The organism is Pseudomonas sp. TWR1-1-4, from assembly GCF_049897165.1.
In the GTDB taxonomy this organism is placed as follows: domain Bacteria; phylum Pseudomonadota; class Gammaproteobacteria; order Pseudomonadales; family Pseudomonadaceae; genus Aquipseudomonas; species Aquipseudomonas canadensis.
In genome coordinates, this window is the sequence record NZ_JAFCVS010000005.1 from 156,316 (window position 1) to 181,768 (window position 25,453).

General features: G+C 60.8%; 22 protein-coding genes. 12 read left to right on the top strand and 10 right to left on the bottom strand.

The window, feature by feature from the left end:
* Positions 1–239 precede the first annotated feature (239 nt).
* The 7 genes from ACP7C6_RS16455 to yccS all read left to right on the top strand — a co-directional run bounded on the left by ACP7C6_RS16455 (position 240) and on the right by yccS (position 10,668).
* Positions 240–1,682, top strand: coding sequence for a TldD/PmbA family protein (locus ACP7C6_RS16455; RefSeq protein WP_028618246.1), 1,443 nt, complete (start codon positions 240–242; stop codon positions 1,680–1,682).
* Positions 1,682–2,998: a TldD/PmbA family protein gene (locus ACP7C6_RS16460; protein ID WP_426108997.1), complete on the top strand. Its 1,317-nt coding sequence runs from the start codon at positions 1,682–1,684 to the stop codon at positions 2,996–2,998. The genes ACP7C6_RS16455 and ACP7C6_RS16460 overlap by 1 nt, the downstream gene beginning before the upstream one ends.
* A 224-nt stretch (positions 2,999–3,222) precedes the next feature.
* A complete protein-coding gene (locus ACP7C6_RS16465; protein ID WP_028618248.1) occupies positions 3,223–4,071 on the top strand; it encodes an alpha/beta fold hydrolase in 849 nt (282 codons plus the stop codon).
* Positions 4,072–4,108: 37 nt separating this feature from the next.
* Complete coding sequence (mdtD, locus tag ACP7C6_RS16470; RefSeq protein WP_426108998.1) at positions 4,109–5,536, top strand: multidrug transporter subunit MdtD; 1,428 nt, start codon at positions 4,109–4,111, stop codon at positions 5,534–5,536.
* A 130-nt stretch (positions 5,537–5,666) separates the two neighbouring features.
* Positions 5,667–7,004, top strand: coding sequence for an ATP-dependent RNA helicase DbpA (gene dbpA, locus ACP7C6_RS16475; RefSeq protein ID WP_233081520.1), 1,338 nt, complete (start codon positions 5,667–5,669; stop codon positions 7,002–7,004).
* Positions 7,005–7,200: 196 nt separating this feature from the next.
* Entirely contained in the window at positions 7,201–8,379 is a 1,179-nt protein-coding gene (locus ACP7C6_RS16480; RefSeq protein ID WP_028618249.1) for an NAD(P)/FAD-dependent oxidoreductase, read from the top strand.
* Between the two features lie 105 nt (positions 8,380–8,484).
* Positions 8,485–10,668 carry a YccS family putative transporter gene (gene yccS / locus ACP7C6_RS16485; RefSeq protein WP_016977767.1) on the top strand — a complete coding sequence of 728 codons (2,184 nt, stop codon included), beginning with the start codon at positions 8,485–8,487 and terminating at the stop codon, positions 10,666–10,668.
* Positions 10,669–10,812: 144 nt separating this feature from the next.
* Here yccS and ACP7C6_RS16490 read toward each other — a convergent pair whose 3' ends face one another.
* Positions 10,813–11,550, bottom strand: a complete 738-nt coding sequence (locus tag ACP7C6_RS16490) for a substrate-binding periplasmic protein (protein ID WP_311893620.1) — start codon at positions 11,548–11,550, stop codon at positions 10,813–10,815.
* A 201-nt stretch (positions 11,551–11,751) separates the two neighbouring features.
* On the opposite strand from ACP7C6_RS16490, the gene ACP7C6_RS16495 reads away from it, so the two are divergent.
* Positions 11,752–12,210, top strand: a complete 459-nt coding sequence (locus ACP7C6_RS16495; protein ID WP_028618252.1) for a GNAT family N-acetyltransferase — start codon at positions 11,752–11,754, stop codon at positions 12,208–12,210.
* On the opposite strand, the gene ACP7C6_RS16500 is transcribed toward ACP7C6_RS16495, so the two are convergent.
* Genes ACP7C6_RS16500 through ACP7C6_RS16510 form a run of 3 tightly spaced genes read right to left on the bottom strand, consistent with a single transcriptional unit; the run spans position 12,201 to position 15,162 of the window.
* A complete protein-coding gene (locus ACP7C6_RS16500; protein ID WP_068937842.1) occupies positions 12,201–12,497 on the bottom strand; it encodes a winged helix-turn-helix domain-containing protein in 297 nt (98 codons plus the stop codon). The genes ACP7C6_RS16495 and ACP7C6_RS16500 overlap by 10 nt on opposite strands.
* A 17-nt stretch (positions 12,498–12,514) precedes the next feature.
* Complete coding sequence (locus ACP7C6_RS16505) at positions 12,515–13,015, bottom strand: M48 metallopeptidase family protein (protein WP_010207148.1); 501 nt, start codon at positions 13,013–13,015, stop codon at positions 12,515–12,517.
* 41 nt (positions 13,016–13,056) lie between these two features.
* Positions 13,057–15,162 carry a putative bifunctional diguanylate cyclase/phosphodiesterase gene (locus tag ACP7C6_RS16510; protein ID WP_426108999.1) on the bottom strand — a complete coding sequence of 702 codons (2,106 nt, stop codon included), beginning with the start codon at positions 15,160–15,162 and terminating at the stop codon, positions 13,057–13,059.
* Between the two features lie 310 nt (positions 15,163–15,472).
* Here ACP7C6_RS16510 and ACP7C6_RS16515 point away from each other — a divergent pair, with 310 nt between their 5' ends.
* A complete protein-coding gene (locus ACP7C6_RS16515) occupies positions 15,473–16,138 on the top strand; it encodes a polysaccharide lyase family 7 protein (RefSeq protein ID WP_016977762.1) in 666 nt (221 codons plus the stop codon).
* 57 nt (positions 16,139–16,195) lie between these two features.
* Here ACP7C6_RS16515 and fba read toward each other — a convergent pair whose 3' ends face one another.
* The 6 genes from fba to tkt all read right to left on the bottom strand — a co-directional run bounded on the left by fba (position 16,196) and on the right by tkt (position 22,418).
* Complete coding sequence (gene fba / locus ACP7C6_RS16520) at positions 16,196–17,260, bottom strand: class II fructose-bisphosphate aldolase (RefSeq protein ID WP_003177554.1); 1,065 nt, start codon at positions 17,258–17,260, stop codon at positions 16,196–16,198.
* Positions 17,261–17,384: 124 nt separating this feature from the next.
* Positions 17,385–17,720: an MliC family protein gene (locus ACP7C6_RS16525; protein WP_068937840.1), complete on the bottom strand. Its 336-nt coding sequence runs from the start codon at positions 17,718–17,720 to the stop codon at positions 17,385–17,387.
* Positions 17,721–17,767: 47 nt separating this feature from the next.
* On the bottom strand, positions 17,768–17,995 hold the full coding sequence (locus ACP7C6_RS16530; RefSeq protein ID WP_016977755.1) for a hypothetical protein: 228 nt from the start codon (positions 17,993–17,995) through the stop codon (positions 17,768–17,770).
* Positions 17,996–18,024: 29 nt separating this feature from the next.
* The gene (locus tag ACP7C6_RS16535; RefSeq protein ID WP_025857657.1) at positions 18,025–19,188 is read right to left on the bottom strand and encodes a phosphoglycerate kinase; all 1,164 of its coding nucleotides are present in this window, start codon (positions 19,186–19,188) and stop codon (positions 18,025–18,027) included.
* Positions 19,189–19,205: 17 nt separating this feature from the next.
* A complete protein-coding gene (gene epd / locus ACP7C6_RS16540) occupies positions 19,206–20,261 on the bottom strand; it encodes an erythrose-4-phosphate dehydrogenase (protein WP_016977753.1) in 1,056 nt (351 codons plus the stop codon).
* A gap of 159 nt (positions 20,262–20,420) precedes the next feature.
* A complete protein-coding gene (gene tkt, locus ACP7C6_RS16545; RefSeq protein WP_028618256.1) occupies positions 20,421–22,418 on the bottom strand; it encodes a transketolase in 1,998 nt (665 codons plus the stop codon).
* A 259-nt stretch (positions 22,419–22,677) separates the two neighbouring features.
* Here tkt and ACP7C6_RS16550 point away from each other — a divergent pair, with 259 nt between their 5' ends.
* The 3 genes from ACP7C6_RS16550 to ACP7C6_RS16560 all read left to right on the top strand — a co-directional run bounded on the left by ACP7C6_RS16550 (position 22,678) and on the right by ACP7C6_RS16560 (position 25,445).
* Complete coding sequence (locus ACP7C6_RS16550) at positions 22,678–23,673, top strand: ArsR/SmtB family transcription factor (protein WP_028618257.1); 996 nt, start codon at positions 22,678–22,680, stop codon at positions 23,671–23,673.
* Positions 23,674–23,692: 19 nt separating this feature from the next.
* Positions 23,693–24,883 carry a methionine adenosyltransferase gene (metK, locus tag ACP7C6_RS16555; RefSeq protein ID WP_028618258.1) on the top strand — a complete coding sequence of 397 codons (1,191 nt, stop codon included), beginning with the start codon at positions 23,693–23,695 and terminating at the stop codon, positions 24,881–24,883.
* 211 nt (positions 24,884–25,094) lie between these two features.
* Positions 25,095–25,445 carry a hypothetical protein gene (locus ACP7C6_RS16560; protein WP_426109000.1) on the top strand — a complete coding sequence of 117 codons (351 nt, stop codon included), beginning with the start codon at positions 25,095–25,097 and terminating at the stop codon, positions 25,443–25,445.
* The last annotated feature ends 8 nt before the right edge of the window (positions 25,446–25,453 follow it).

The following is a 25,453-nucleotide window of genomic DNA, read 5'->3' on the forward strand; positions in this document are numbered from 1 at the left end:
CTTGTGGTAAACAGGCTTTGTGTGTGGTGAGCGGGCTTGCCCCGCGCTGGGCTGCGCAGCGGCCCCAAAAATCTTGGGAGCGCTTCGCACTCCAGCGCGGGGCAAGCCCGCTCACCACAAAAAGCCTGCTCACCACAATAAGCTCAAGCCACACAAATGGTTGCCTTTCCTTGATCAGCTCCCAGCCCAGGCCTACTCTGTTTGCCTGCCCGCGACGAGCCGCCCACAAGGAAGGCCCCATGTTCGACCACCACGCCACACTCAAAAAACACTTCACAGCCCTGCGCACGCGCGCCGAATTCTTCTCGCTGCGCTACGTACGCGAGTCCGGCCAATACCTGGCCGTACGCAAAAACGTCGCTGAACCACCGCACCTGAACCACGACGAAGGCGCCATGCTCACCGTGCGTCTCAACGGTGTGGAAGCCTACGCGGCGACCAACGATCTATCCCTGCCTGGCCTGCAAGCCGCCCTTGAGCGTGCCGAACAGCAAGCCCGGTTGATCAAACCCCACGCCCTGCTCGACCTGCGTGACCAGCATGTCTCCAGCGATGTGGCGGACTACCTGTCCCCCGAACTCAATCAGCCTTTCCCGTCCCTGAGCGACTGCTACCAATTGCTGGGCGACGAATCTGCCGCTGTGCCCAAGGACGAGCGCTTGGTGAGCTGGGAAGTCAGCCTCGGCCTGACACACGTCGAGCAGATCTACCTCAACAACGCCGGCGCCGAGCTGCGCCAGGCCCAGCGCTTCGTGTTCCCCGGCGTCAATGTCACGGCCTACGATGGCAACGACAGCCAGAGCCGCACCCTGGGCGGCAGCAACTTTGGCCAGCAAGGTGGCTTTGATGTGATCAGCCGCTTCGGCCTGGTCGGCGCAGCGCCACGCATTGCCGACGAAGCCCTGCAACTGCTGCTCGCGCCCAACACCCCCAATGGCCCGCGCGACCTGTTGCTGATGCCTGACCAGATGATCCTGCAGATCCACGAATCCATCGGCCACCCGCTGGAGCTGGACCGCATCCTGGGTGACGAGCGCAATTACGCCGGCACCAGTTTTGTGAAGGCCAGCGACTTCGGCCATCTGCACTATGGCTCCAAGTTGCTCAACGTGACGTTCGACCCGGACATCCCAGAGCAACTCGCCAGCTACAGTCATGACGACGACGGCACGCCCGCCAGCAAGCAGTTCCTGATCCGCGAAGGGTTGCTGCTCAAACCGCTGGGCGGTGCGCTGTCGCAATTCCGTTCGGGTATGAGCGGCGTGGCCAATAGCCGGGCCAGCAGTTGGAACCGTGCGCCCATCGACCGCATGGCCAACCTGAACATCGAAGCGGGCGACAAGAGCCTGGCACAACTGATCGGCGGTATTGAAAGCGGCATCCTGATGTCGACCAACCGCTCATGGTCCATCGACGATGCGCGCAACAAATTCCAGTTCGGCTGCGAATGGGGTCAATTGATCGAGAACGGCGAGCTGAAAGGTGTGGTGAAGAACCCTAACTACCGCGCCATTTCTGCCAACTTCTGGCGCAACCTCAGCGCGGTCGGTGACGCCAGCACCTTCAAGGTCCTGGGCACGCCGAACTGCGGCAAAGGCGAACCCAATCAGGTGATCCGCGTCGGCCATGCGTCACCGGCCTGCGTATTCAGTGATGTCGACGTATTTGGGGGAGACGCCTGATGAACAACTTCAAGGCATTGGTGGAGTGGCTCAAACACGCCATCACCGACAATGAACAATTCCACCTCGGCTATGCGGATGAAGCGTCCGAATTCGTGCGCTTCAATCACGCCAAGGTGCGCCAGGCGGGCCAAGTTCAACAGGCCAGCCTCAACCTGAAACTGATCAACGATGGCCGCCACGCCGACCTCGGCATCACCCTTGCCGGCGAGCCCGAGCTGGACCGCCAGCGTTTGGCCGATGGCCTGCAACAGTTGCGCGAAACCCTGCCGCTGCTGCCACAAGACCCGTACCTGCTGCTGAACCACAACGCCTGGCAAAGCAACAACGAACAAACTCGCCCGCTGCCGGAACTGGCCCAGGTACTGGAAGACATCAGCCGGGCCGCCCAAGGCGTGGACCTGGTCGGCTTTTATGCGGCCGGCCCCATCAGCCGGGGCTTTGCCAGTTCATCGGGCGCCTTCGGCTGGCACCAGGCCAATAGCTTCAACTTCGACTTCAGTCTGTTCCACGCCAATGGCGAAGCGGTAAAGGCCAGCTACGCCGGGCACACTTGGGACAGCGCCGAGTTTGCCGCGCGCTTCCAGCAGGCCCGCGAGCAGCTTGAGTTCCTCGGCCGTCCACTGCACAAGCTGGCACCCGGACACTATCGCGCCTACCTCGCCCCGGCGGCGATTGAAGAAATCATCAGCATCATCACCTGGGGCGGGTTTTCCGCCCAAGCCATCGCCAGCAAGGGCAGTTCGCTGCAAAAGCTGTATGCCGGTGAACAGTCCCTGAGCCCGCTGGTGACAGTTGCGGAACAGATCAGCGGCTCCCTGAGCCAGGCGTTTTCCACCGAAGGTTACCCGCGCAGCGACGTCACGCTGATCAAGGCGGGGCAAGCCGATGGCCAATTGATCAACTCGCGCAGCGCGGCTGAATATGGCTTGAGCACTAACGGCGCAAGCAGCGATGAATCGCCCAGCGCGTTGCAGATGGCCGCCGGCAACTTGGCCCAGGCCGATATCCTCAAGCAGTTGGGCACCGGGTTGTACATCAGCAACCTGTGGTACCTGAACTATTCGGACCTGCCGGCGGCCCGCCTGACCGGCATGACGCGCTTCGCCACCTTCTGGGTGGAAGACGGCGAGATCAAGGCGCCGGTCAGCACCATGCGTTTTGATGACAGCGTCTACAACCTGCTCGGCGCGCAGTTGGAAGCGCTGACCGCTGATCGGGAACTGCTGCTGTCGGCCAGCACCTACAGCCAGCGCAACACCGCCTCAAATCTGCTGCCAGGGGCCTTGGTCAAACGCCTGACCTTAACCTTGTAAATACAAAACCCTTGTGGGAGCGAGCAAGCCCGCTCCCACACCGTCTTGCGGTTACTTCCGACACCTCGACTCAATCCTTCCTACCGTTAAATCCCATCTCACGCTTGCTCCAGCGTGCTCAGTTGTCGCGCTTAAAAAACCTCGTTATAAGGGTTAGTGGCATCCCGCCACCCCCACCCACGAGAGCACGACCTTGCCCGGGAAGGGCAAGCTGGAGCGTTGACATGAACCATGGAAGTTTTGTCATTGAAAAGCTGTTCAAGCACTACAACGTTCATGTTGAGCAACTGGGAAACGATTCGCAAAAAAAGACCGTCCTGATGGTCAACGGTGCGCTGTCCACTACGCGCTCCTTCGCTCGCACCAGCAAATGCCTGGCCGAGCACTTCAATGTGTTGCTGTTCGACCTGCCGTTCTCCGGCTATTCCCGCGAACACAACACTGACCTTGACCTGGTGACCAAGGACGACGAGGTGCAGATGCTGCGCGCCCTGGTCGAGCGCTTCCAGGTCAACCATCTGGTGTCGGCCTCCTGGGGCGGCATCTCCACGTTGCTGACCCTGGCGCACAACCCACCCTCCATCGAAAGCTCAGTGGTGATGGCCCTCGCGCCCAACCTCAACCAAGCCATGCTCGACTATGTGGAACGTGTACGCGTATTGATCGAAGCGGACGACAAGTCCGCCGTCGGCCACTTGCTCAATGAAACCGTGGGCAAGTATTTGTCGCCCCGGCTCAAGCGCAACAACCACCGGCACTTGTCGACCATGGCCACCACCGAATACCGCCAGGCGCGTTTTCATATCCACCAAGTGTTGGCCTTGGGCGATGGCAACTACCTGCCGGCACTGCGGCAGATTGAAACGCCGGTGCACTTCCTCAACGGCGCCCTGGACGAATACACCCCCGCCGCCGAGGCCCAGTTGTTCAAGCAATACGTGGGGCGCAGCAGTTTTGCTGTGGCCGAACATACTGGCCACTTGCTCGACCTTGAATCCAACGAAGCCGCCGTGGCGGTGCACCGTGAACTGCTGGATTTCCTGGTGGGAAAACGCGCGACGAATGGCGCATAATCGCCAACACATAGCCTGCTAACCAAAAAGGGTTTCCATGCCGAACCGCGTCCCGCTCGATGCCAAGACCGCCCGCTGGCTCCCCTGGGTGGTCGCGATTGCCTTCTTCATGCAGTCGCTCGACGGGACGATCCTCAATACGGCATTACCGGCCATGGCCCGGGACCTCGCGGAAAACCCGCTGCGCATGCAAGGGGTGGTGATCGCCTACATGCTCACCGTCGCCTTGCTGATCCCGGCGTCGGGCTGGATCGCCGACCGCTTCGGCACCAAGAAAATCTTCTTCGGCGCAATCATGCTGTTCAGCATTGGCTCACTGCTGTGCGCGCTGTCCAGCAGCTTGACCATGCTGGTGGGCGCTCGGGTGATCCAAGGCCTGGGCGGTGCGCTGATGCTGCCCGTGGGCCGGCTGGTGGTGTTGCGTGCGTATCCGCGCTCCGAACTGGTGCGCATCATGGGCTTCATCACCATTCCCGGTTTGCTCGGCCCGTTGCTCGGCCCGACCATGGGCGGCTGGATGGTGCAATACCTGACGTGGCACTGGATCTTCCTGATCAACCTGCCGGTGGGCATGATCGGCTGCTACGCCGTGTGGAAATTCATCCCCGACCTGCGTGGCAGTGAACGCACGCGCTTCGACGGGATCGGCTTCCTGCTGTTTGGCGCCGCGATGGTGTTGATCACCATCGCCATGGAAGGCCTGGGCGAGCTGCACTTGCCGCACCTGCGGGTGATGTTGCTGCTGTTCGGCGGCCTCGCGTGCCTGGCGGCATATTGGCTGCGCGCCGGGCATATCGATAACCCACTGTTCTCGCCGGTGCTGTTCAAGACCCGCACCTTTGCCGTCGGCATCCTCGGCAACCTGTTCGCGCGGCTGGGCAGCGGCGCCCTGCCGTTCCTGGTGCCGCTGCTGTTGCAAGTGGCGCTGGGGTATTCACCGTCGGAAGCCGGCATGAGCATGCTGCCCCTGGCGGCGGCGGCGATGTTTGCCAAGTCCGTGGCACGCCCGCTGATCGAACGCTTGGGCTACCGCATCGTGCTGACTGGCAACACCCTGGCGCTGGGCATCATGCTGGCGAGCATGGGATTGGTCACGGAACACACGCCCTACCCTCTGCTACTGGGCATGCTGGCGGTATTGGGGGCGATCAACTCGCTGCAATTCACCGCGATGAACACCGTCACCCTGATCGACCTCGATGACGCCCAGGCCAGCAGCGGCAACAGTTTGCTGTCGGTGGTGGCGCAGTTGTCGTTGAGCCTCGGGGTCGCCTGCGCCGGTGCACTGCTCGGCGGATTTACCGCTGAAACCGGCAATGACGGCGTGAGCACGGTCCTCGGCGCGTTCCAACTGACCTTCCTCACGGTGGGCATCATGGCGATGCTGGCGGCGGCGATCTTCCTGCAACTGTCGCCAAAAGACGGCAAGCGTGCAGCCAGTCCCGATCAGCATATCGAGCATTAACAGGCTTCTCGTCTAGAACTTGCGGGGAAAATCCCACAGGGCTGGTACACTGCGCGACATTTTGTTTTGCAGAGCCAGTCCCGTGACTACCATCGCCACCGCTTTTAATACTTTGCCCCTGTCCGCCGCCATGCTGGCTAACCTCGACTCGCTGGGTTATGTCGAGATGACGCAGATCCAGGCGCAAAGCTTGCCGGTGATCCTCAAGGGGCTGGACCTGATTGCCCAGGCCAAGACTGGCAGCGGCAAGACCGCCGCCTTCGGCATCGGCCTGTTGAACCCGATCAACCCGCGCTACTTCGGCTGCCAGGCCCTGGTGATGTGCCCGACCCGTGAGCTGGCCGACCAGGTCGCCAAGGAAATCCGCCGTCTGGCCCGTGCCGAAGACAACATCAAGGTGCTGACCCTGTGCGGCGGCGTGTCCCTTGGCCCGCAGATCGCTTCCTTGGAACACGGCGCCCACGTCATCGTCGGCACCCCGGGCCGTATCCAGCAGCACCTGCGCAAAGGTTCGCTGGTGCTGGATGGCCTCAACACGCTGATCCTCGACGAAGCCGACCGCATGCTCGACATGGGCTTCTACGACGCCATCGAAGACATCATCAGCAAGACCCCGCCACGCCGCCAGACCCTGCTGTTCTCGGCCACCTACCCGGTGAGCATCAAGCAGTTGGCCTCCAAGTTCATGCGCGCGCCGCAGCAAGTGAAAGCCGAAGCGTTCCACTCCGATGACCAGATCGAGCAGCGTTTCTTCGAGATCTCGCCGGAAGAGCGCATGGACGCGGTGACCAAAGTCCTGGCGCATTTCCGCCCGGCCTCCTGCGTGGCGTTCTGCTTCACCAAGCAGCAAGTGCAGGAAACCGTGGATCACCTGACGTCCAAGGGTATTTCCGCCGTCGGCCTGCATGGCGACCTGGAACAGCGCGACCGTGACCAGGTGCTGGCGATGTTCGCCAACCGCAGTACCTCAGTGCTGGTCGCTACCGACGTTGCCGCCCGTGGTTTGGACATTGATTCGCTGGACATGGTGATCAACGTCGAATTGGCCCGCGACTCGGAAATCCACATCCACCGCGTCGGCCGTACCGGTCGTGCCGGTGAGACCGGCATCGCCATCAGCCTGGTCGCCCCGTCCGAAGCGCACCGCGCCCAGGCCATCGAGCAACTGCAGAAGTCGCCGTTGAACTGGGACCAACTGGACAACCTCAAGCCGCAAAGCGGTGGTCCGTTGCTGCCACAGATGAGCACCCTGTGCATTGCGGCCGGGCGTAAAGACAAGGTTCGTCCAGGCGACATCCTTGGCGCACTGACCGGTGAAGCGGGCATCCCGGGTGCCCAGGTCGGCAAGATCGCGATCTTTGATTTCCAGGCCTTCGTGGCCGTGGAGCGCGGGATCGCCAAGCAGGCATTGCAGCGCTTGAACGACGGCAAGATCAAGGGCCGCTCGTTGCGCGTACGAATTTTGTAACACTCTCCAATCCAATGGAGACCCATTGTGGGAGCGGGCTTGCTGTGGTGAGCGGGCTTGCCCCGCGCTGGGTTGCGAAGCAGCCCCAAAATCTTGGGAGCGCTACGCACTCCAGCGCGGGGCAAGCCCGCTCACCACAACAGCCCTCTCCCACATTCAATTGCATTTCATATCAAGTTTTTGTGAGGACACTGCTGTGCGCTCGACCGAAGTTGTGATCATTGGCGCCGGCGCCGCAGGCTTGATGTGCGCCCTGACCGCCGCCGGGCGTGGACGCAAGGTGATGTTGATCGACCATGCCAACAAGGCCGGCAAGAAGATCCTGATGTCCGGTGGTGGCCGCTGCAATTTCACCAATATGTACACCGAGCCGGCCAACTTCCTCTCGCATAACGCGCATTTCTGCAAATCAGCCCTGGCCCGCTACACCCAATGGGACTTTATCGGGCTGGTGGCCAAGCACGGCGTGCCGTATCACGAGAAGAAGCTCGGCCAGCTGTTCTGCGATAACAAGTCCAGCGACATCCTCGGCATGCTGCTCGATGAGTGCATCCAGGTCGGCGTGAGCCTGCATCTGGACACATCGATCCAGGAAATCGCCAAGCTCGACAGCGGCTACCAGTTGCAGACCACCCTGGGTGAGCTGCGCTGCGAATCCCTGGTGATCGCCACCGGCGGCCTGTCGATTCCCACCCTGGGCGCCACCGGTTTTGGTTATCAGGTGGCCAAGCAATTCGGCCACGAACTGCTGCCGACGCGCGCGGGGCTGGTACCGTTCACCATCACCGATCAGCTCAAGGACTTGTGCGGCGAGTTGTCGGGCACGTCGGTGGATTGCCTGGTGAGCTGCAACGGCCAGAGCTTTCGCGAAAACATCCTGTTCACCCACCGCGGCCTGAGTGGGCCGGCGATCCTGCAGATTTCTTCGTATTGGGAATCCGGCGACACGGTGGAAATCAACCTGCTGCCCGACCATGACGCCCACACTTGGCTGCAACAGCAACAGGTCGAGCGTCCCAACAGCGAGCTGAAAACCCTGCTGGGCGAGATCTTCACCAAGAAGATGGCCAACCTGCTGGCGGACACCTGGTTTGCGTCCAAGCCGATGAAGCAGTACACCCACGCCGAAATTGCCGACATCGCGCAAAAACTCGGCAACTGGCAATTGGTGCCGGCAGGCACCGAGGGTTATCGCACGGCGGAAGTCACGCTGGGTGGTGTGGACACACGGGAAGTGTCGTCCAAGACCATGGAATCGCTGAAAAGCCCCGGTCTGTACTTTATCGGTGAAGTGCTGGACGTGACCGGTCACCTGGGCGGCTTCAACTTCCAGTGGGCCTGGGCTTCGGGTTACGCGGCGGCGCAGTACGCCTGATCGGCGCAGTGGAATAAATTTTGCTGTTGGATGTGATCGCCACGCTTGCCGTGGCGTCCTTGATAGCTCAATTTAGCGGCATCGTCCCGGAAGACTCCAGACTTCATGTCATCGACCTCGTTCAAGCAGTCCATGCGGCGCCTGTGGGCGCTGGATAAATTCAGTTACAGCATTCGGGTGTTCATCGCCCTCACCGGCAGCATGGCGCTGTGCTGGTATCAGGATGAAATGACGCTGCTGATCCCATTGTTCCTGGGGATTATCGCCAGCGCCCTGGCCGAGACCGATGACAGTTGGCAAGGCCGTCTCAATGCCCTGGCGGTGACGCTGGTGTGTTTCAGCATTGCCGCGCTGTCGGTGGAGCTGCTGTTCCCTTATCCCTGGATCTTCGCGATCTCCCTGGCCCTTGCCACCTTCTGCCTGACCATGCTCGGCGCCTTGGGCGAACGTTATGGCGCGATTGCATCCGCGACGCTGATCCTGTCGGTGTACACCATGATCGGCGTGGACCAGCGTGGCGGCGCCGTTTCCGACTTCTGGCACGAGCCGCTGCTGCTGGTGGCCGGTGCCGCCTGGTACGGCGCACTGTCGGTGCTGTGGCAGGCGCTGTTTTCCAACCAGCCGGTGCAGCAAAGCCTGGCGCGGTTGTTTCGCGAGCTGGGGCGTTACCTCAAGCTCAAGTCGTCGCTGTTCGAGCCGATTCGCCAGCTGGACGTGGAAGCGCGTCGCCTGGAACTGGCCCAGCAAAATGGGCGGGTTGTGGCCGCGCTGAATGCGGCGAAGGAAATCATCCTGCACCGCGTGGGCAATGGTCGCCCTGGCTCGAAAGTCAGCCGCTACCTCAAGCTGTACTTCCTCGCCCAAGACATCCACGAACGCGCCAGCTCGTCCCACTACCCCTACAACGCCCTGGCCGAGGCCTTCTTCCACAGCGATGTGCTGTTCCGTTGCCAGCGCCTGCTGCGCCAGCAGGGCAAGGCGTGCCAGGCCCTGGCCGAGTCGATCCAGCTGCGCCAGCCGTTCATCTATGACGACAGCTTCGCCGAAGCCTTGGGCGATTTGAACGCCTCCCTGGAACACCTGCGCATCCAGAGCAACCCGGCCTGGCGCGGCCTGCTGCGCTCGTTGCGCGCGCTGGCGGCCAACTTGTCCACCCTGGACCGCCTGCTGGGCGACGCCAGCAACCCCGACAGCCTGGCGGACGCCACCGACAGCAACCTGCTGGACCGCGCCCCGCGCAACCTCAAGGAAATGTGGACGCGCCTGCGTACGCAGATGACGCCCACCTCGTTGCTGTTCCGCCATGCCCTGCGCCTGTCCCTGGCGCTGACCGTGGGCTACGGCATGTTGCATGCGATTCACGCCTCCCAAGGCTACTGGATCATCCTGACCACGCTGTTCGTGTGCCAACCGAACTACGGCGCCACGCGGCGCAAGCTCGGCCAGCGGATCATCGGCACCGCCATCGGCCTTACTGTGGCCTGGGCGCTGTTCGATCTGTTCCCGAGCCCGTTGGTGCAGTCGATGTTCGCTATCGCCGCCGGCCTGGTGTTCTTTATCAACCGCACCACCCGCTACACGCTGGCCACCGCCGCTATCACGCTGATGGTGCTGTTCTGCTTCAACCAGGTGGGTGACGGTTACGGGCTGTTCCTGCCGCGTCTGTTCGATACCCTGCTCGGCAGCTTGATTGCGGGCCTGGCGGTATTCCTGTTCCTGCCGGACTGGCAGGGCCGCCGCTTGAACAAGGTGTTGGCCAACACCCTGACCTGCAACAGCATCTACCTGCGCCAGATCATGCAGCAGTACGCCGCCGGCAAAAGCGACGACCTGGCCTACCGTCTGGCCCGACGCAATGCACACAACGCCGATGCGGCGCTGTCGACCACCCTGGCGAACATGTTGATGGAGCCTGGGCACTTCCGTAAGGAGGCGGATGTGGGCTTCCGCTTCCTGGTGCTGTCGCACACGTTGCTCAGCTATTTGTCAGGGCTGGGCGCGCACCGCGAAACCCAGTTGCCGGCCGAGGTGCGTGAACATCTGATCGATGGCGCCGGGAATACCTTGGCGGCAAGCATCGATGAAATCGCCACGGGATTGGCCAACAAGCAGCCGATTGCGATCCAGAGCGATGCCGAGGAAGCGTTGGCAGCCGACCTGGAGCAGATGCCGGATGAGATCGATGAGGGGCAGCGATTGGTGCAGACGCAATTGGCATTGATTTGTCGTCAACTGGGGCCGTTGCGCACGCTGGCGGCGCACCTGATCAAGGACACCAGCGCGGTCTGACCTGTGGCGAGCAGGTTTGTTGTGGCGAGCGGGCTTGCCCCGCGTTGGAGTGCGAAGCGCTCCCAAGATTTTTGGGGCCGCTGCGCAGCCCAACGCGGGGCAAGCCCGCTCGCCACAACAAGCTCGCTCACCACAACAAGCCCACTACATACCATGCGCCTTCATCAACCGCGCATAACTGCCATCGGCCTTCATCTTGGCAATCTCTCGATCAAAGCTGGCGACGATCTGTTCATGCTCGGGGTTCTTCAAACTCACCAGGATATGCAGGCTGTTTTCGCTCAACGGCTTGGGTAAAAACTCCACCGAATTGCGCACCCGAGCCGATTCACGCGACAGGTAATAACGCGCCACATATTCGTCCTCCACCGTAAGCCGAACCCGCTGCGCCGCGAGCATGCGCACCGCCATGGCAAAATTGTGCACCGGCACTTTCTGCAACTGCGCATCGCCATCGAACGCCGATGAATAGGCATACCCACGCACCACCGCGATGGGGTAGTCGTGCAGTTGCTCAAGGTTCTGGAATTCAATGGGATCGTCACGCCGCTTGATGAAACGCACGCGGTTGAGCAGGTACTCGTCGGAGAATTGCCCAAACTGCGTGCGCGCATCGTCATACCAGGCGTTCACCAAAACGTCATAACGACCGTCGCCCACGCCCATCAACGCCCGGGCCCAAGGCACCTGTTCGAAGTCACTGGCATAACCCGCGCGGGCCAGGGCAGTGCTGACGATATCGGTGGCCAGCCCGCCATTGATCAAGGTGGCGTCGGTAAAGGGTGGCCAGGCATCCGCTACCAGGCGCAGACGTTGCGCGAACGCTGGCTGAACCAGTAGCAACACTCCAATTAAAGCAACGGCACGAGAGAATCGCGGCATGCTCAAAGTCCTTGGCAGGCAGGCGGTGGCCTTAGCTCAGGCGGGGCCTGAGGTTCTAACAGTAGCTCAGATTACACAAAGAAACCGGCGCAGGACGCACTCAATGATGGCAATTTGATTTCACTCACAAAAATAGCCGATTTAGACACAAACGCCTGCCGCGCTTACTATCCGCAACAGACATCTATAAGAGAACATGCCATGACCGTTGAATGGGTTTGCAAGCACCACGATGACCTGGGCAAGGAGCAGCTTTACGCCATCCTGCGCCTGCGCAACGAGGTCTTCGTTGTGGAGCAGAAATGCGTCTACCAGGATCTCGACGGGCAGGATCTTTCCGGCGACACCCACCATTTGATGGCCTGGCAGGACGACCAACTGGTGGCCTACCTGCGCCTGTTGGACCCAGAGACTCAAGGCGGTGACGTGGTGATCGGCCGCGTGATTGTGGCACCGGTGGCGCGTGGCACCGGGTTGGGGCATCGGATGATGGAAGAAACACTCAAGCGGATTGAGGACATCTGGCCTGAAACACCGATTTTCCTGTCAGCCCAGGCGCATTTGCAGGGCTACTACGGGCGTTATGGATTTGTGGTGGCGGGTGAGGAATACCTTGAGGATGACATTCCGCACATTGGCATGCGAAAAGGTCAGGGGTAACCCAGCACCTGCTTGATCTGCGCCAGATTTGCTTCGATCCAGCGCCGATCGATCGCTCCCCAGTTGCGAACCCGATAGTGCCCGGCGTGGTTGCGGGCACCGTCCTCCTGCTCGAATTCACACAAGATATCCAGGTCGGCCAACGCCGCAATCGTGTCCTGCGCCGTGCGCCGGGGCATGCCGGTAACGTCGGTCAACGCCGGGACATTGCTGGCCTGCCCGCTGTCGATCAGGTAAGCCACATACAGGCGGCGGTAGAAGCTGCTCTTGGTCTTGCTCACATCCATGGTCGGTCGCCTTGTGGTCAGGGTTTGCCCTGCAGGTCGCGGTACGTGAGGTAGACGCGCAGGTCGAATTCCACCTGATGGTAGCCCGGCATCATGTACTCACAGAGTTTATAGAACGCTTTGTTGTGGTCCGACTCCTTGAAGTGCGCCAGTTCGTGCACGACGATCATGCGCAGAAACTCCGGCGCGGCCTCCTTGAACAGCGCGGCAATGCGAATCTCTTTTTTCGACTTGAGGTTGCCGCCCTGCACCCGGGAGATCGTGGTGTGCAGGCCGAGGGCGCGGTGCGTCAGGTCCAGGCGGTTATCGAACAACACCTTGTCGATGGCCGGCGCGTTGCGCAGGTGTTCCTGCTTCAAGGCCAGGGCGTAAGCGTACAGCGCCTTGTCGCTCTGTACGGCGTGGCGTTCGGGGTAACGTTGTTCCAGATAGGCACCCAACTGGTCCTTGGCAATCAGTTGGCGCACTTGTTCCTGGAGGGCGGCGGGATAGGCCTGGAGGTATTTCAGCGCGGTCATGGGGTCTGCAACAGGTTCGGATGGCCGTCAGTGTAACGAATTCAGCCCAGACGGGCGCGGCACCAGTCCGTCACTTCCTCGGCCATCAACGGCTGCGCCGCCAAAGGGCCTTGGATAAACGGGCAACCGTTGGCCTTGAGCCATTGGGCTTGCTCCTGGGTTTCGACGCCCTCAGCCACAACCACAACCTCAAAATGCCCACACAGCTCAATGATGCTGCGCGCCATCACCGCGTCGCGCGCGGAACCCGGCAGGCGCGCAACCAATTGCGGGTCGAGCTTGAGCGTATCGAACGCCAGATCGCGCAGATGCGCCAGGGAGCAATTGCCCAGGCCAAAGTCATCCAGGGCAATGCGCACGCCGATCTGGCGCAACAGCTTGAGCTGCTTGGTCGACTCTTCCAGGTTACTCATCAGGCAGTCTTCGCTGATTTCCACCTCCAACTGTCGCCCCTGCAACCCATGTCGCTCCATCACCTGCTGCAGTTGGCTGGCCAGGTTGGGCATATTGAACTGGTTGCTGGACAGGCTCACGCTCAGCACCAGCTCATCACCAAACGTTGCTTGCCACACTTGGCGCTGCGCGGCGACCTGTTGATAAATCCAGGTGCTGAGCTGGCTGATCAACCGCGCCTCTTCCAGCAACGGCAGAAACAACCCCGGCGGCACATCGCCAACACTCGGATGCTGCCAGCGCAACAGCGCTTCAACGCCACGCAGGCGGCCGTCCTCCAGAGAAACTTGAGGCTGATAGACCAGGGTGAAATCCTTGTTCTGAATCGCCGTGCGCACACTGTCTTCGAGCATCAGGCGCGAGCGGGCGCGGCCGTTCATTTCCTGGTCGTAGTAGCGATATTGCTGACGGCCCGCGCGCTTGGCTTCGTACATGGCAATGTCGGCGGCGCGCAGCAGGCCGTTCAGGTCCGAGCCACAATCCGGGAACGTGGCGATACCGATGCTGACACCCAGCATCACATCCAGTCCGTCGATCTGCTGGCACACCGACACTCGTTCGATCAGTTTTTCCGCAATCTTCGCGGCTTGCTCCGGGAATTCCAGTTCCAGCAATGCCGTGAATTCATCCCCACCCATGCGCCCGAGCATGTCGCCAGATCGCAAAGAGGCCTGCATCTGTTCCGAGACCCAGCGCAACACCCGGTCGCCTGCGTCATGTCCCAACGAGTCATTAACCCGCTTGAAGCCATCCAGGTCCAGATACAGCAACACCAGAGATAGCTCATTACGCTCGCTGCGCAGCAGTGTGTTCTCTGCTGCCTGGTGGAAACCACGCCGGTTCAACAACCCGGTCAACGGGTCGGTGACGGCCTGGAACTCCAGTTGCTGGTGCAGATGACGCACTTCGGACATGTCCAGCACCGTCACCACCATGGCCTTCTGCTCCGCAGGCAACGGCGCGCAAGACAGCGCCACCGGCACCTGCTGACCGCGACCGGTGCGTAAAATGGCGTCATGCTGGCGCCACGTTTCGCCTTTGCGGTACGCCTCGAACATCGCGAACCCCAGCCAGGCCGGCACATGGGGTTTTTGCAGAAAACTCAGGAAGCTCTCTCCCTGCAATTCCGTCATGGTGGCATTCAGCAGCCGCGAAATAGCCGGGTTGGCGTACTCGATCACACTGCCCTCGCCCACCACCAGAATGCCCTCGGCGGCGTTATCCAGCACCGAGGCATTAAAGGCACGGGCGGACTCAAGTTCATGGCTCAGGCGCTGCAAGGCACGGCGATTACGCTGGTGCTCCAACAGGGCCTGGACCTTGGGCTTGAGGATATTCGGGTCAAACGGCTTGAACAGATAATCGACGGCACCACTGGCATAGCCTTCCAGCACCGCTGCGGGCGACTGGGCGTTGGCCGTGAGGAAGATGATTGGCGTCATGCGTGTGCGTTGGCTGCCACGCATCAGCCGTGCCACTTCAAAACCGTCCATGCCGGGCATCCGCACGTCCAGCAACACTAGGTCGACTTCGTGAGCGAGCAGTAGCTCCAAGGCTTCCAGGCCGGAAGCGGCGGTAATTACCCGCCAGTCTTCGCGCTGCAAAAGCGCACGCATGCTGATGAGATTTTCCGGGTAGTCATCGACCACCAGAAGAACCGAACTGCCATCGCCGTGGTGTGGAGCGCATTCCATGCTACGTCTCTTCCTTGGGAGCCACTCCGGTCAATTCTGAGAGAAAACCCGGACAAACGCTGAGGCCTCACTCTATCCCCGGTTCCAAAAAAGCAGAAGTAACGGCAGTGCCATCATTGCGCCAATTTTCAGGAAGCCGACTAACGGTCAACCCCTACAGCCCACGATTCATGGGAAACATGGCTTTTTGGCATTCCTTTGACGCCAATAAATTGCCAGCAAACATTTAACAAGACGGTTAACACCACCTATAAAGAACCTGTCTGGCCCACGGGCCAAAGCCTTCACCTTCTGTAAAAAGGCAAATGCCATGATCGACCTTTCCACCTGGAACCTCAGCATCCCGGTAGGCTCCCCGCCCGCGACCATCGACACCCCGAAGCTGATGAACGGCTTCAAAGACCAGTATTTCCAGGCCGAAGGCAGCAACGTGCAATTCTGGACACCCGTCACCGGCACTCGCACCGAGAATGCCGTGTACCCCCGCAGCGAATTGCGTGAAACCTACGCCGATGGGCGGTTGCGCAACTGGACCTACCCCGACGCGGACAACTTCCTGCGCGCCACGCTGGAGGTCAATCAGGTGCCTTCCACCGGCAAGATTGTCATCGGGCAGATCCATGCCTATGACAGCCAGAAGCCCCTGATCAAACTGGAGTATCAATTCAAGGAAAAGACCCAGACCGGCAATATCGTCGCCAAAGTGCGCATGCGCCCGGATGAGGATGAAGGACGGGTGATCATCGTTGCGTCGAATGTGCCGCTGGAGAAGAGCTTTACCTACGTGATCAACCTCAACAAAGCCGGACTGCTCAGCGTGTATGCGGCGGATGGGGAGTGGAATGAGCGCATTGGTGCAGCGTGGGGAGCGAAGCCGTTGTACTTCAAGGCAGGCGCCTATGTGCAGGATAACAGTGGGGATAGCAAGGAAGGCGCACGGGTGACGTTTGCCAAGTTGGATATTGATCACGACTGAATCGCAGCCACAAAAAAAGCCCGCATCGCTGCGGGCTTCTTTTATAAACGCTGAGGCTTAATTCACCTTGGCGTTCAACTCACCTTTCAAATAACGCTGGTACATCGCTTCCAACGAGATCGGTTTGATCTTCGAAGCATTACCGGCAGTGCCAAAGGCCTCGTAGCGCGCGATACACACATCACGCATCGCGGTCACGGTCGCGCCGAAGAACTTACGCGGGTCGAACTCGCTTGGGTTGGTGGCCATCAGGCGGCGCATCGCGCCAGTGGACGCCAGACGCAGGTCGGTGTCGATGTTGACCTTGCGCACGCCGTACTTGATGCCTTCAACAATTTCTTCAACCGGCACGCCGTAGGTTTCTTTGATGTCGCCGCCGTACTGGTTGATGATCGCCAGCCACTCTTGCGGGACCGAGGAAGAACCGTGCATCACCAGGTGGGTGTTAGGGATGCGCTTGTGGATTTCCTTGATGCGGTCGATGGCCAGCACGTCGCCGGTAGGCGGCTTGGTGAACTTGTAAGCGCCGTGGCTGGTACCGATGGCGATGGCCAGGGCGTCAACTTGGGTCTTTTTCACGAAGTCCGCGGCTTCTTCCGGGTCGGTCAGCATTTGGCTGTGATCCAGCACGCCTTCGGCGCCGATGCCGTCTTCTTCGCCGGCCATGCCGGTTTCCAGAGAACCCAGGCAGCCCAGCTCGCCTTCAACCGATACGCCGCAGGCGTGGGCCATGGCCACGGTTTGTTGGGTGACACGTACGTTGTACTCGTAGTCGGTCGGGGTCTTACCGTCTTCGCCGAGGGAACCGTCCATCATCACCGAGCTGAAGCCCAGTTGGATGGAGCGCTGGCACACGTCAGGGCTGGTGCCGTGGTCCTGGTGCATGCACACCGGGATGTGCGGGAATTCTTCGATTGCGGCGAGGATCAGGTGACGCAGGAACGGGGCACCGGCGTATTTGCGGGCACCGGCCGAGGCCTGGACGATCACGGGGGAGTCGGTCTTGTCAGCGGCTTCCATGATGGCGCGCATCTGCTCAAGGTTGTTGACGTTAAAGGCTGGGACGCCATAGCCGAACTCGGCTGCGTGGTCCAGCATTTGACGCATGCTGATAAGTGCCATTGTGTTGTCTCTCCCGGTCGAGGGTCGTTAATCGTGCAAGCCTGCCGTAGCGGCGGCTGCTATTCAAGTTATTGCCGGCGAGGCTTTCAATACCTGGCCTGCTGAATCGTTATTGCTGTCAGGCTTACTGCGCTTTGCAGCCGCGCCCGATCAAATCATCGGTGGCAACCCAGTAAACCAGGCCTTCCTCACCTTTTGTGTGAAACGCCAATTGACCGTCGCTGTACAGCACGCCCGAGGCGGCAACGTCCTGCTTGAGGCGGTAAACCTGGTCGGAACCGCCCAAACGGACATCCACCTCGGATTTGGCCTGATTAGCAAAGCGCCAGTTCACCTCGGCTTTGCTGTCGCAGGTCCACGTGGTCCACTTGTCGGCAGTTTCTGCCTTGTTGCTGAACAAGTTCATGCTGCTGCAGCCGGCCAACAGGGCCAGGGCTGCCAGGGCGAAAACGCCTTTCATTGCCAATCCTCGTGAGGCGACCGATGGCCGCCAGTTGATCAGACCCGTCAAGGGCAACCCTGTTCCTGACCGTTGGGCGCGGCGTCGTATTTCTCCAGCCGTTCGTTGCCGATGCGCTTGTTGATCACCGGCATGGTCTCGGCTTGCCAGTCCGCCTGGTAGCAGCTCTTTTTCTGCTGTGCCGCAGGCTTGCCAGCGTCCGGCTCTGCGTTTGGCGTGCTGCCGCAGCCGGCCAACAGGCCCGCTGCGATCACCATTGCCAACGACTTGATCATGGGAACACTCCTTTTCCGGATCACGAGCCTCAGCCTTTGGCTCGGGTTTCCAACACTTCCACGGCCGGCAGAACTTTGCCTTCGACGAATTCAAGGAACGCGCCGCCACCGGTAGAAATGTAGGAGATTTGGTCAGCAACGCCATATTTATCGATAGCTGCCAGGGTGTCGCCGCCGCCGGCGATGGAGAAAGCCGAGCTTTCTGCGATGGCCTTGGCCAGCACTTTGGTGCCGTTGCCGAACTGGTCGAACTCAAACACGCCAACCGGGCCATTCCACAGAATGGTCTGCGAGGCTTTCAGCAGTTCGGCGAAGTTGGCTGCGGTTTGTGGGCCGATGTCCAGGATCATGTCGTCGGCGGCCACATCAGCGATCAGCTTGACGGTGGCTTCGGCGCTTTCGGCAAATTCCTTGGCGACCACTACGTCGACCGGCAATGGCACGCTGACTTTGGCGGCGATGGCACGGGCCGTGTCGAGCAGGTCCGGTTCGTACAGGGACTTGCCCACCGGGTGACCGGCTGCGGCCAGGAAGGTGTTGGCGATGCCGCCACCGACTATCAACTGGTTGCAAATCTGGCTCAGGCTGTTGAGCACGTCCAGTTTGGTGGACACCTTGGAGCCGGCCACGATGGCAGCCATTGGCTGAGCCGGAGCGCCCAGCGCCTTGCCCAGTGCGTCCAGTTCAGCAGCCAGCAGCGGGCCAGCGGCGGCAACCTTGGCGAACTTGGCCACGCCGTGGGTCGAACCCTCAGCACGGTGAGCGGTGCCAAACGCGTCCATCACGAACACGTCGCACAGCGCCGCATATTGCTGGGCCAGTTCGTCGCTGTTCTTTTTCTCGCCCTTGTTGAAGCGTACGTTTTCGAACAACACGATGTCGCCAGCTTTCACGTCCACACCGCCCAGGTAATCAGCCACCAGCGGCACGTCGCGGCCCAGGGCCTTGCTGAGGTAATCGGCGACAGGCTTGAGGCTGTTTTCGGCGGAGAACTCACCTTCGGTCGGACGACCCAGGTGGGAGCAGACCATCACGGCCGCGCCTTTTTCCAGGGCCAGCTTGATGGTCGGCAGCGAGGCCAGGATTCGCGCATCGCTGGTGACAACACCGTCCTTGACTGGGACGTTGAGGTCTTCGCGGATCAGTACGCGCTTACCTTGCAGATCGAGGTCGGTCATCTTCAACACGGTCATGGGTCGCAGTTCCTGAATTACTGTTGAGGTTGTTTAGAGGCGATGTGCAGATAATGTTCCGCAACATCCAGCATTCGGTTGGCAAAGCCCCATTCGTTGTCGAACCAGGCCAGGATGTTCACCAGCCTCGGGCCGGAAACGCGGGTCTGGCTGGCATCGACAATTGCCGAATGCGGGTCATGGTTGAAATCGCAACTGGCGTGCGGCAACTCGGTGTAGGCCAGCAGGCCTTTGAGCGGGCCGCTGGTGGCGGCGTCGCGCAGGATCCGGTTGACCTCTGTCGCATCGGTGTCGCTGACGGTTTGCATGGTGATGTCCAGGCAGGACACGTTCACCGTCGGCACCCGTACGGCTTTGGCCTGGATTCGCCCGGCAAGTTCCGGCAACAGTCGTTCGATACCGCGAGCCAGGCCCGTGGACACCGGAATCACTGACTGGAACGCCGAACGCGTGCGGCGCAGGTCTTCGTGGTGATAGGCGTCGATCACCGGCTGGTCGTTCATTGCCGAGTGAATCGTGGTGATCGACACATAATCCAGGCCAATCGCCTGATCCAGCAGGCGCAACAGCGGCACGCTGCAGTTGGTGGTGCAGGAAGCGTTGGACACCAGCAGCTCATCGCCGGTCAGGCAATCCTGATTGATGCCGTAGACGATGGTGGCGTCGACATCCGCCTCGCTGGCCATCGGCTGGGAAAACAGCACACGCGGTGCGCCGGCGTCGAGGAAACGCTGGCCGTCGGCACGGGTGTGATAGACACCGGAACATTCCAGCACCAGGTCGACGCCCAATGCCTTCCAGTCGATGCCTTCGGGGGTGGCACTGCGCAAGACCTGCACGCAGTTGCCATTAATGTGCAGACAATCGCCTTCGACCCGTACTTCGCCGGGGAAGCGACCGTGGGTGGAGTCAAAGCGTGTCAGGTATTCGATGCTGGCCATGTCGGCCAAATCATTGATCGCGACAATTTCAAACCCGGCCGCCGCCCCTCGCTCGAACAGAGCACGCAAGACGCAACGACCAATGCGGCCGTAGCCGTTGAGTGCAACTTTGTAGGGACGCGGTTGAGGCATGGGGTTCTCGCATTATGGGCGACACAAACCATTGTAGGAGCTGGCTTGCCAGCGATGAGGCCATCAGCTTCAACATGGATGTTGGCTGGACGGACGCCATCGCTGGCAAGCCAGCTCCTACAAGGGGTGCGGCGGCCAGTCGACCACCGCGTTCGCGCTTTAGTCTTCCAGCAGCTCTTCAGCCTGACCCAGGATGTTTTCCAGGGTGAAACCGAACTCTTCGAACAACGCTGGCGCCGGCGCCGACTCACCGTAGGTGGTCATGCCAATCACGCGGCCTTCCAGGCCCACGTACTTGTACCAGTAGTCGGCATGCGCCGCTTCGATGGCAATGCGCGCGCTGACCTGCAACGGCAGCACCGATTGCTTGTAGCCGGCGTCCTGGGCTTCGAACACGCTGGTGCACGGCATGGACACAACGCGTACGTTGCGGCCTTGGGCAGTCAGCTTGTCATAAGCTTGAACGGTCAGGCCCACTTCGGAACCGGTGGAGATCAGGATCAGCTCCGGCTCGCCGATGCAGTCCTTGAGCACGTAGCCGCCACGGCTGATGTCGGCGATCTGCGCGTCGGTACGCACTTGGTGCTGCAGGTTCTGACGCGAGAAGATCAGCGCCGAAGGGCCGTCCTTGCGCTCGATGGCGTGCTTCCAGGCCACGGCGGATTCCACCGCGTCGGCTGGGCGCCAGCAATCCAGGTTCGGCGTGGTGCGCAGGCTGGTCAGTTGCTCGACCGGTTGGTGCGTCGGGCCGTCTTCGCCGAGGCCGATGGAATCGTGGGTGTACACGTGGATCACGCGCTTCTTCATCAGCGCGGCCATGCGTACAGCGTTGCGGGCGTATTCCATGAACATCAGGAAGGTCGCGCCGTAAGGCACCAGGCCGCCGTGCAGGGATACGCCATTCATGATCGCGCTCATGCCGAACTCACGTACGCCGTAGTACATGTAGTTGCCGCTGGCATCTTCCGCCGACACGCCCTTGCAGCCTTTCCACAGGGTCAGGTTGGAGCCGGCCAGGTCAGCCGAACCGCCGAGGATCTCCGGCAGCAGCGGGCCAAAGGCGTTCAGGGTGTTCTGGCTGGCTTTACGGCTGGCGATGGTTTCGCCCTTGGCCGCGACTTCGGCGATGTAGGCCGAGGCTTTTTCCGAGAAGTCGGCAGGCAGGTCACCGGCGAGGCGACGGACCAGCTCATTGGCCAGCTCAGGGAATTCGGCGGAGTAGGCCGCGAAACGCTGGTCCCACTCGGCTTCGGTGGCCAGGCCTTTTTCCTTGGCATCCCATTCGGCGTAGATGTCGGCCGGGATTTCGAACGGGCCGTGGTTCCACTTCAGGGCTTCACGGGTCAGGGCGATTTCCGCATCACCCAGGGGGGCGCCGTGGCAGTCTTCTTTGCCCTGCTTGTTCGGCGAACCGAAACCGATGGTGGTCTTGCAGCAGATCAGGGTTGGCTGCGCGCTCTTGCGAGCGGTGTCGATGGCGGTCTTGATCTCTTCCGGATCGTGGCCGTCGACGTTGCGGATCACCTGCCAGTTGTAGGCTTCGAAACGCTTAGGGGTGTCATCGGTGAACCAGCCTTCGACTTCGCCGTCGATGGAGATGCCGTTGTCATCGTAGAACGCGATCAGCTTGCCCAGGCCCAAGGTGCCGGCCAGGGAAGCGACTTCGTGGGAAATGCCTTCCATCATGCAACCATCACCCAGGAACACGTAGGTGTGGTGATCGACGATGTCATGGCCAGGGCGGTTGAACTGCGCGCCCAGGACTTTTTCAGCCAGCGCGAAGCCAACGGCGTTGGCCAGGCCTTGACCCAGCGGACCGGTGGTGGTCTCGACGCCTGGGGTGTAGCCGAATTCCGGGTGGCCCGGGGTGCGGCTGTGCAGTTGACGGAAGCTTTTCAGGTCGTCGATGGTGACGTCATAGCCGGTCAGGTGCAGCAGCGAGTAGATCAGCATCGAACCGTGGCCGTTGGACAGCACGAAGCGGTCACGGTCGGCGAACGACGGGTTGCTCGGGTTGTGTTTCAGGTAGTCACGCCAAAGCACCTCGGCGATATCCGCCATGCCCATCGGGGCACCGGGATGGCCGCTGTTGGCTTTTTGCACGGCATCCATGCTGAGGGCACGAATGGCGTTGGCACGCTCACGACGGCTGGGCATCGCTGATCTCCTGGGGTTTGCTGAAAAGAAACGGAAAAAAGGACCGGCATTTTCCCTCAGCCACCGCCTGCGGGCAATGACAGATAGTCACTTGAGGACGTTTTTCCTGTGCTTTGGGCATCAATCCCTTGCAGAAACCTTTAGCCGGTTCGTCTAAAGGTTATAGCGGCGGCTTATAACCGCCACTTATCGATCAATATCAAAACTTTTTGATATTGGCCTTGCGATGCATTCCGCCCGTCACTAGACTGCTGGCCTTATGAATCTACCCATGCCCTCACTGCGCCCCGACGACGGCGATGAACTGGCAGCCTTGTGCAAGGCCGCTGGCGATCCGTTGCGCTTGAACGTGTTGCGCGCACTGGCCAACGATTCCTTCGGCGTACTGGAACTGGCGCAGATCTTTGCCATCGGCCAATCCGGCATGAGCCACCATTTGAAGGTGCTGGCCCAGGCCGACCTGGTGGCTACCCGCCGTGAAGGCAATGCGATTTTCTACCGCCGCGCGCTGCCCCATACCGAGCTGCTGGGCGGCAAACTGCACGCAGCCCTGCTTGAAGAAGTGGATAACCTGAGCCTGCCGGGCGACGTACAGTCGCGCATCGGCCAGGTGCATGGGCAACGCGCCGCCGCCAGCCAGGATTTTTTCGCACGGGTTGCCGAGAAATTTCGCGCCCAGCAAGACCTGATTGCTGGCCTTGCCCAATACCGCGACAGCGTATTGGCGCTGCTCGACAAATTGAGCTTCAGTGATGACGCCACGGCACTGGAAGTCGGCCCTGGCGACGGCGGTTTCCTGCCAGAGCTGGCACGGCGTTTTCAGCAAGTCACAGCGTTGGACAACAGTCCGGCGATGCTCGAACTGGCGCGCCAGCTCTGCGAGCGTGAGTCGCTGGGCAACGTCAGCCTCCAATTGGCCGACGCACTGAACAGCACAAATTTAAAGGCCGACTGCGTGGTGTTGAACATGGTCTTGCACCATTTCGCCGCCCCCGCCGACGCCCTCAAGCAAATGGCCGGGCTGCTGCACCCCGGCGGTAGCCTGTTGGTTACGGATTTATGCAGCCACAACCAGAATTGGGCCAGGGAGGCCTGCGGTGATCTCTGGTTGGGTTTTGAACAGGATGATCTGGCCCGTTGGGCCACCGCTGCGGGACTTGTTCCCGGGGAAAGCCTCTATGTAGGTTTACGTAATGGTTTCCAGATCCAGGTCCGCCATTTTCAGCGGCCGGCTGGCGACACTCACCATCGGTAAATATCAGGAAAACATCGAGATGAGCGAATACTCCCTTTTCACCTCCGAGTCCGTGTCTGAAGGGCATCCGGACAAAATCGCCGACCAGATTTCTGACGCGGTACTGGACGCCATCATTGCTGAAGACAAGTTCGCCCGTGTGGCGTGCGAGACTCTGGTGAAAACCGGTGTAGCGATCATCGCTGGCGAAGTGACCACCACCGCCTGGGTTGACCTGGAGCAGATCGTTCGTGACGTGATCACCGACATCGGCTACACCAGCTCCGACGTCGGCTTCGACGGCGCGACCTGCGGCGTGATGAACATCATCGGCAAGCAGTCCCCGGACATCAACCAGGGTGTCGACCGTGCCAAGCCTGAAGATCAAGGCGCCGGCGACCAGGGCCTGATGTTCGGCTATGCCAGCAACGAAACCGACGTGCTGATGCCTGCGCCGATCACCTTCTCGCATCAACTGGTACAGCGTCAGGCCGAAGCGCGTAAATCCGGCTTGCTGCCGTGGCTGCGCCCGGACGCCAAGTCCCAGGTGACCTGCCGTTATGAAGGCGGCAAAGTCGTCGGTATCGACGCTGTCGTACTGTCGACCCAGCACAACCCGGACGTGTCCTACGCCGACCTGCGCGAAGGCGTGATGGAGCTGATCGTCAAGCACGTGCTGCCGGCCGAACTGCTCAGCAAGGACACCCAGTTCCACATCAACCCGACCGGCCAGTTCATCATCGGCGGCCCGGTAGGTGACTGTGGCCTGACCGGTCGCAAGATCATCGTCGACAGCTACGGCGGCATGGCCCGTCACGGCGGCGGCGCGTTCTCGGGTAAAGATCCATCCAAGGTTGACCGTTCGGCTGCTTACGCCGGTCGTTACGTGGCCAAGAACATCGTCGCCGCTGGCTTGGCCGAGCGCTGCGAGATTCAGGTTTCCTACGCCATTGGTGTGGCCCAGCCTACGTCGATCTCGCTGAATACCTTCGGCACCGGCAAGATCAGCGATGACAAGATTGTGAAGCTGGTGCGTGAGATCTTCGACCTGCGCCCTTACGCGATCACCACCATGCTCGACCTGCTGCACCCGATGTACCAGGAAACCGCAGCCTACGGCCACTTCGGTCGTACCCCTGCGCAGAAGACTGTCGGCGACGACACGTTCACCACCTTCACCTGGGAAAAAACCGACCGCGCCAACGACCTGCGCACTGCCGCCGGCCTGTAATCGCTATCGATGCACAAAAGCCTCGCCGGATTATTCCGGCGGGGCTTTTTTATTGCGCGACGACCTTCACGCTTTTTGGATCCAAAGCTTGCAGGCCAAATGATGGCCCCTTAGAATCCGCGCCCTCTCGGGCCCTTCACCTTATTTGGATATTGCCCTGCGCCAGCCCGGGATTCATCAGTGCGCAGGCAATCGAACATTGAGGTTTTTCATGCGCATTTCCACGCTCGCCCCTGCCGCCCTTCTGCTCAGCCTGTTCGCCCTGCCGGTAAACGCCGCTGACCTGAGCGCACTGAGTGGCGCCCTGAGCGCCCAACTGGGTGGCGGCAACTCCGGCGATTGCCAGAAACAAGCCAACGACCTGCAAGCCAAGATCGAGGCCGCCGAAGCTCAGAAAGACACCCTGAAAGTGAAGGCCTTCAAAGCCGCGCAGGACCAGATCAACAAAGGTTGTGACAAACTTTCTGAAGCCCAGGCCAAAGCCGACGCCAAGCAGCAAACACAGGAGGCCAAGGCAGATAAGCCAGACGCCATGAAGGCCCTGGGTGGTCTGTTCAAGTAAATAGAAAC

Bases quoted from the DNA above. Each gene is read 5' to 3' on its own strand.
- ACP7C6_RS16455 (WP_028618246.1), top strand. From the start codon at position 240: ATGTTCGACCACCACGCCACACTCAAAAAACACTTCACAGCCCTGCGC.
- ACP7C6_RS16460 (WP_426108997.1), top strand. From the start codon at position 1,682: ATGAACAACTTCAAGGCATTGGTGGAGTGGCTCAAACACGCCATCACC.
- ACP7C6_RS16465 (WP_028618248.1), top strand. From the start codon at position 3,223: ATGAACCATGGAAGTTTTGTCATTGAAAAGCTGTTCAAGCACTACAAC.
- mdtD (WP_426108998.1), top strand. From the start codon at position 4,109: ATGCCGAACCGCGTCCCGCTCGATGCCAAGACCGCCCGCTGGCTCCCC.
- dbpA (WP_233081520.1), top strand. From the start codon at position 5,667: ATGCTGGCTAACCTCGACTCGCTGGGTTATGTCGAGATGACGCAGATC.
- yccS (WP_016977767.1), top strand. From the start codon at position 8,485: ATGTCATCGACCTCGTTCAAGCAGTCCATGCGGCGCCTGTGGGCGCTG.
- ACP7C6_RS16490 (WP_311893620.1), bottom strand. From the start codon at position 11,550: ATGCCGCGATTCTCTCGTGCCGTTGCTTTAATTGGAGTGTTGCTACTG.
- ACP7C6_RS16495 (WP_028618252.1), top strand. From the start codon at position 11,752: ATGACCGTTGAATGGGTTTGCAAGCACCACGATGACCTGGGCAAGGAG.
- ACP7C6_RS16500 (WP_068937842.1), bottom strand. From the start codon at position 12,497: ATGGATGTGAGCAAGACCAAGAGCAGCTTCTACCGCCGCCTGTATGTG.
- ACP7C6_RS16505 (WP_010207148.1), bottom strand. From the start codon at position 13,015: ATGACCGCGCTGAAATACCTCCAGGCCTATCCCGCCGCCCTCCAGGAA.
- ACP7C6_RS16510 (WP_426108999.1), bottom strand. From the start codon at position 15,162: ATGGAATGCGCTCCACACCACGGCGATGGCAGTTCGGTTCTTCTGGTG.
- ACP7C6_RS16515 (WP_016977762.1), top strand. From the start codon at position 15,473: ATGATCGACCTTTCCACCTGGAACCTCAGCATCCCGGTAGGCTCCCCG.
- fba (WP_003177554.1), bottom strand. From the start codon at position 17,260: ATGGCACTTATCAGCATGCGTCAAATGCTGGACCACGCAGCCGAGTTC.
- ACP7C6_RS16525 (WP_068937840.1), bottom strand. From the start codon at position 17,720: ATGAAAGGCGTTTTCGCCCTGGCAGCCCTGGCCCTGTTGGCCGGCTGC.
- ACP7C6_RS16530 (WP_016977755.1), bottom strand. From the start codon at position 17,995: ATGATCAAGTCGTTGGCAATGGTGATCGCAGCGGGCCTGTTGGCCGGC.
- ACP7C6_RS16535 (WP_025857657.1), bottom strand. From the start codon at position 19,188: ATGACCGTGTTGAAGATGACCGACCTCGATCTGCAAGGTAAGCGCGTA.
- epd (WP_016977753.1), bottom strand. From the start codon at position 20,261: ATGCCTCAACCGCGTCCCTACAAAGTTGCACTCAACGGCTACGGCCGC.
- tkt (WP_028618256.1), bottom strand. From the start codon at position 22,418: ATGCCCAGCCGTCGTGAGCGTGCCAACGCCATTCGTGCCCTCAGCATG.
- ACP7C6_RS16550 (WP_028618257.1), top strand. From the start codon at position 22,678: ATGAATCTACCCATGCCCTCACTGCGCCCCGACGACGGCGATGAACTG.
- metK (WP_028618258.1), top strand. From the start codon at position 23,693: ATGAGCGAATACTCCCTTTTCACCTCCGAGTCCGTGTCTGAAGGGCAT.
- ACP7C6_RS16560 (WP_426109000.1), top strand. From the start codon at position 25,095: ATGCGCATTTCCACGCTCGCCCCTGCCGCCCTTCTGCTCAGCCTGTTC.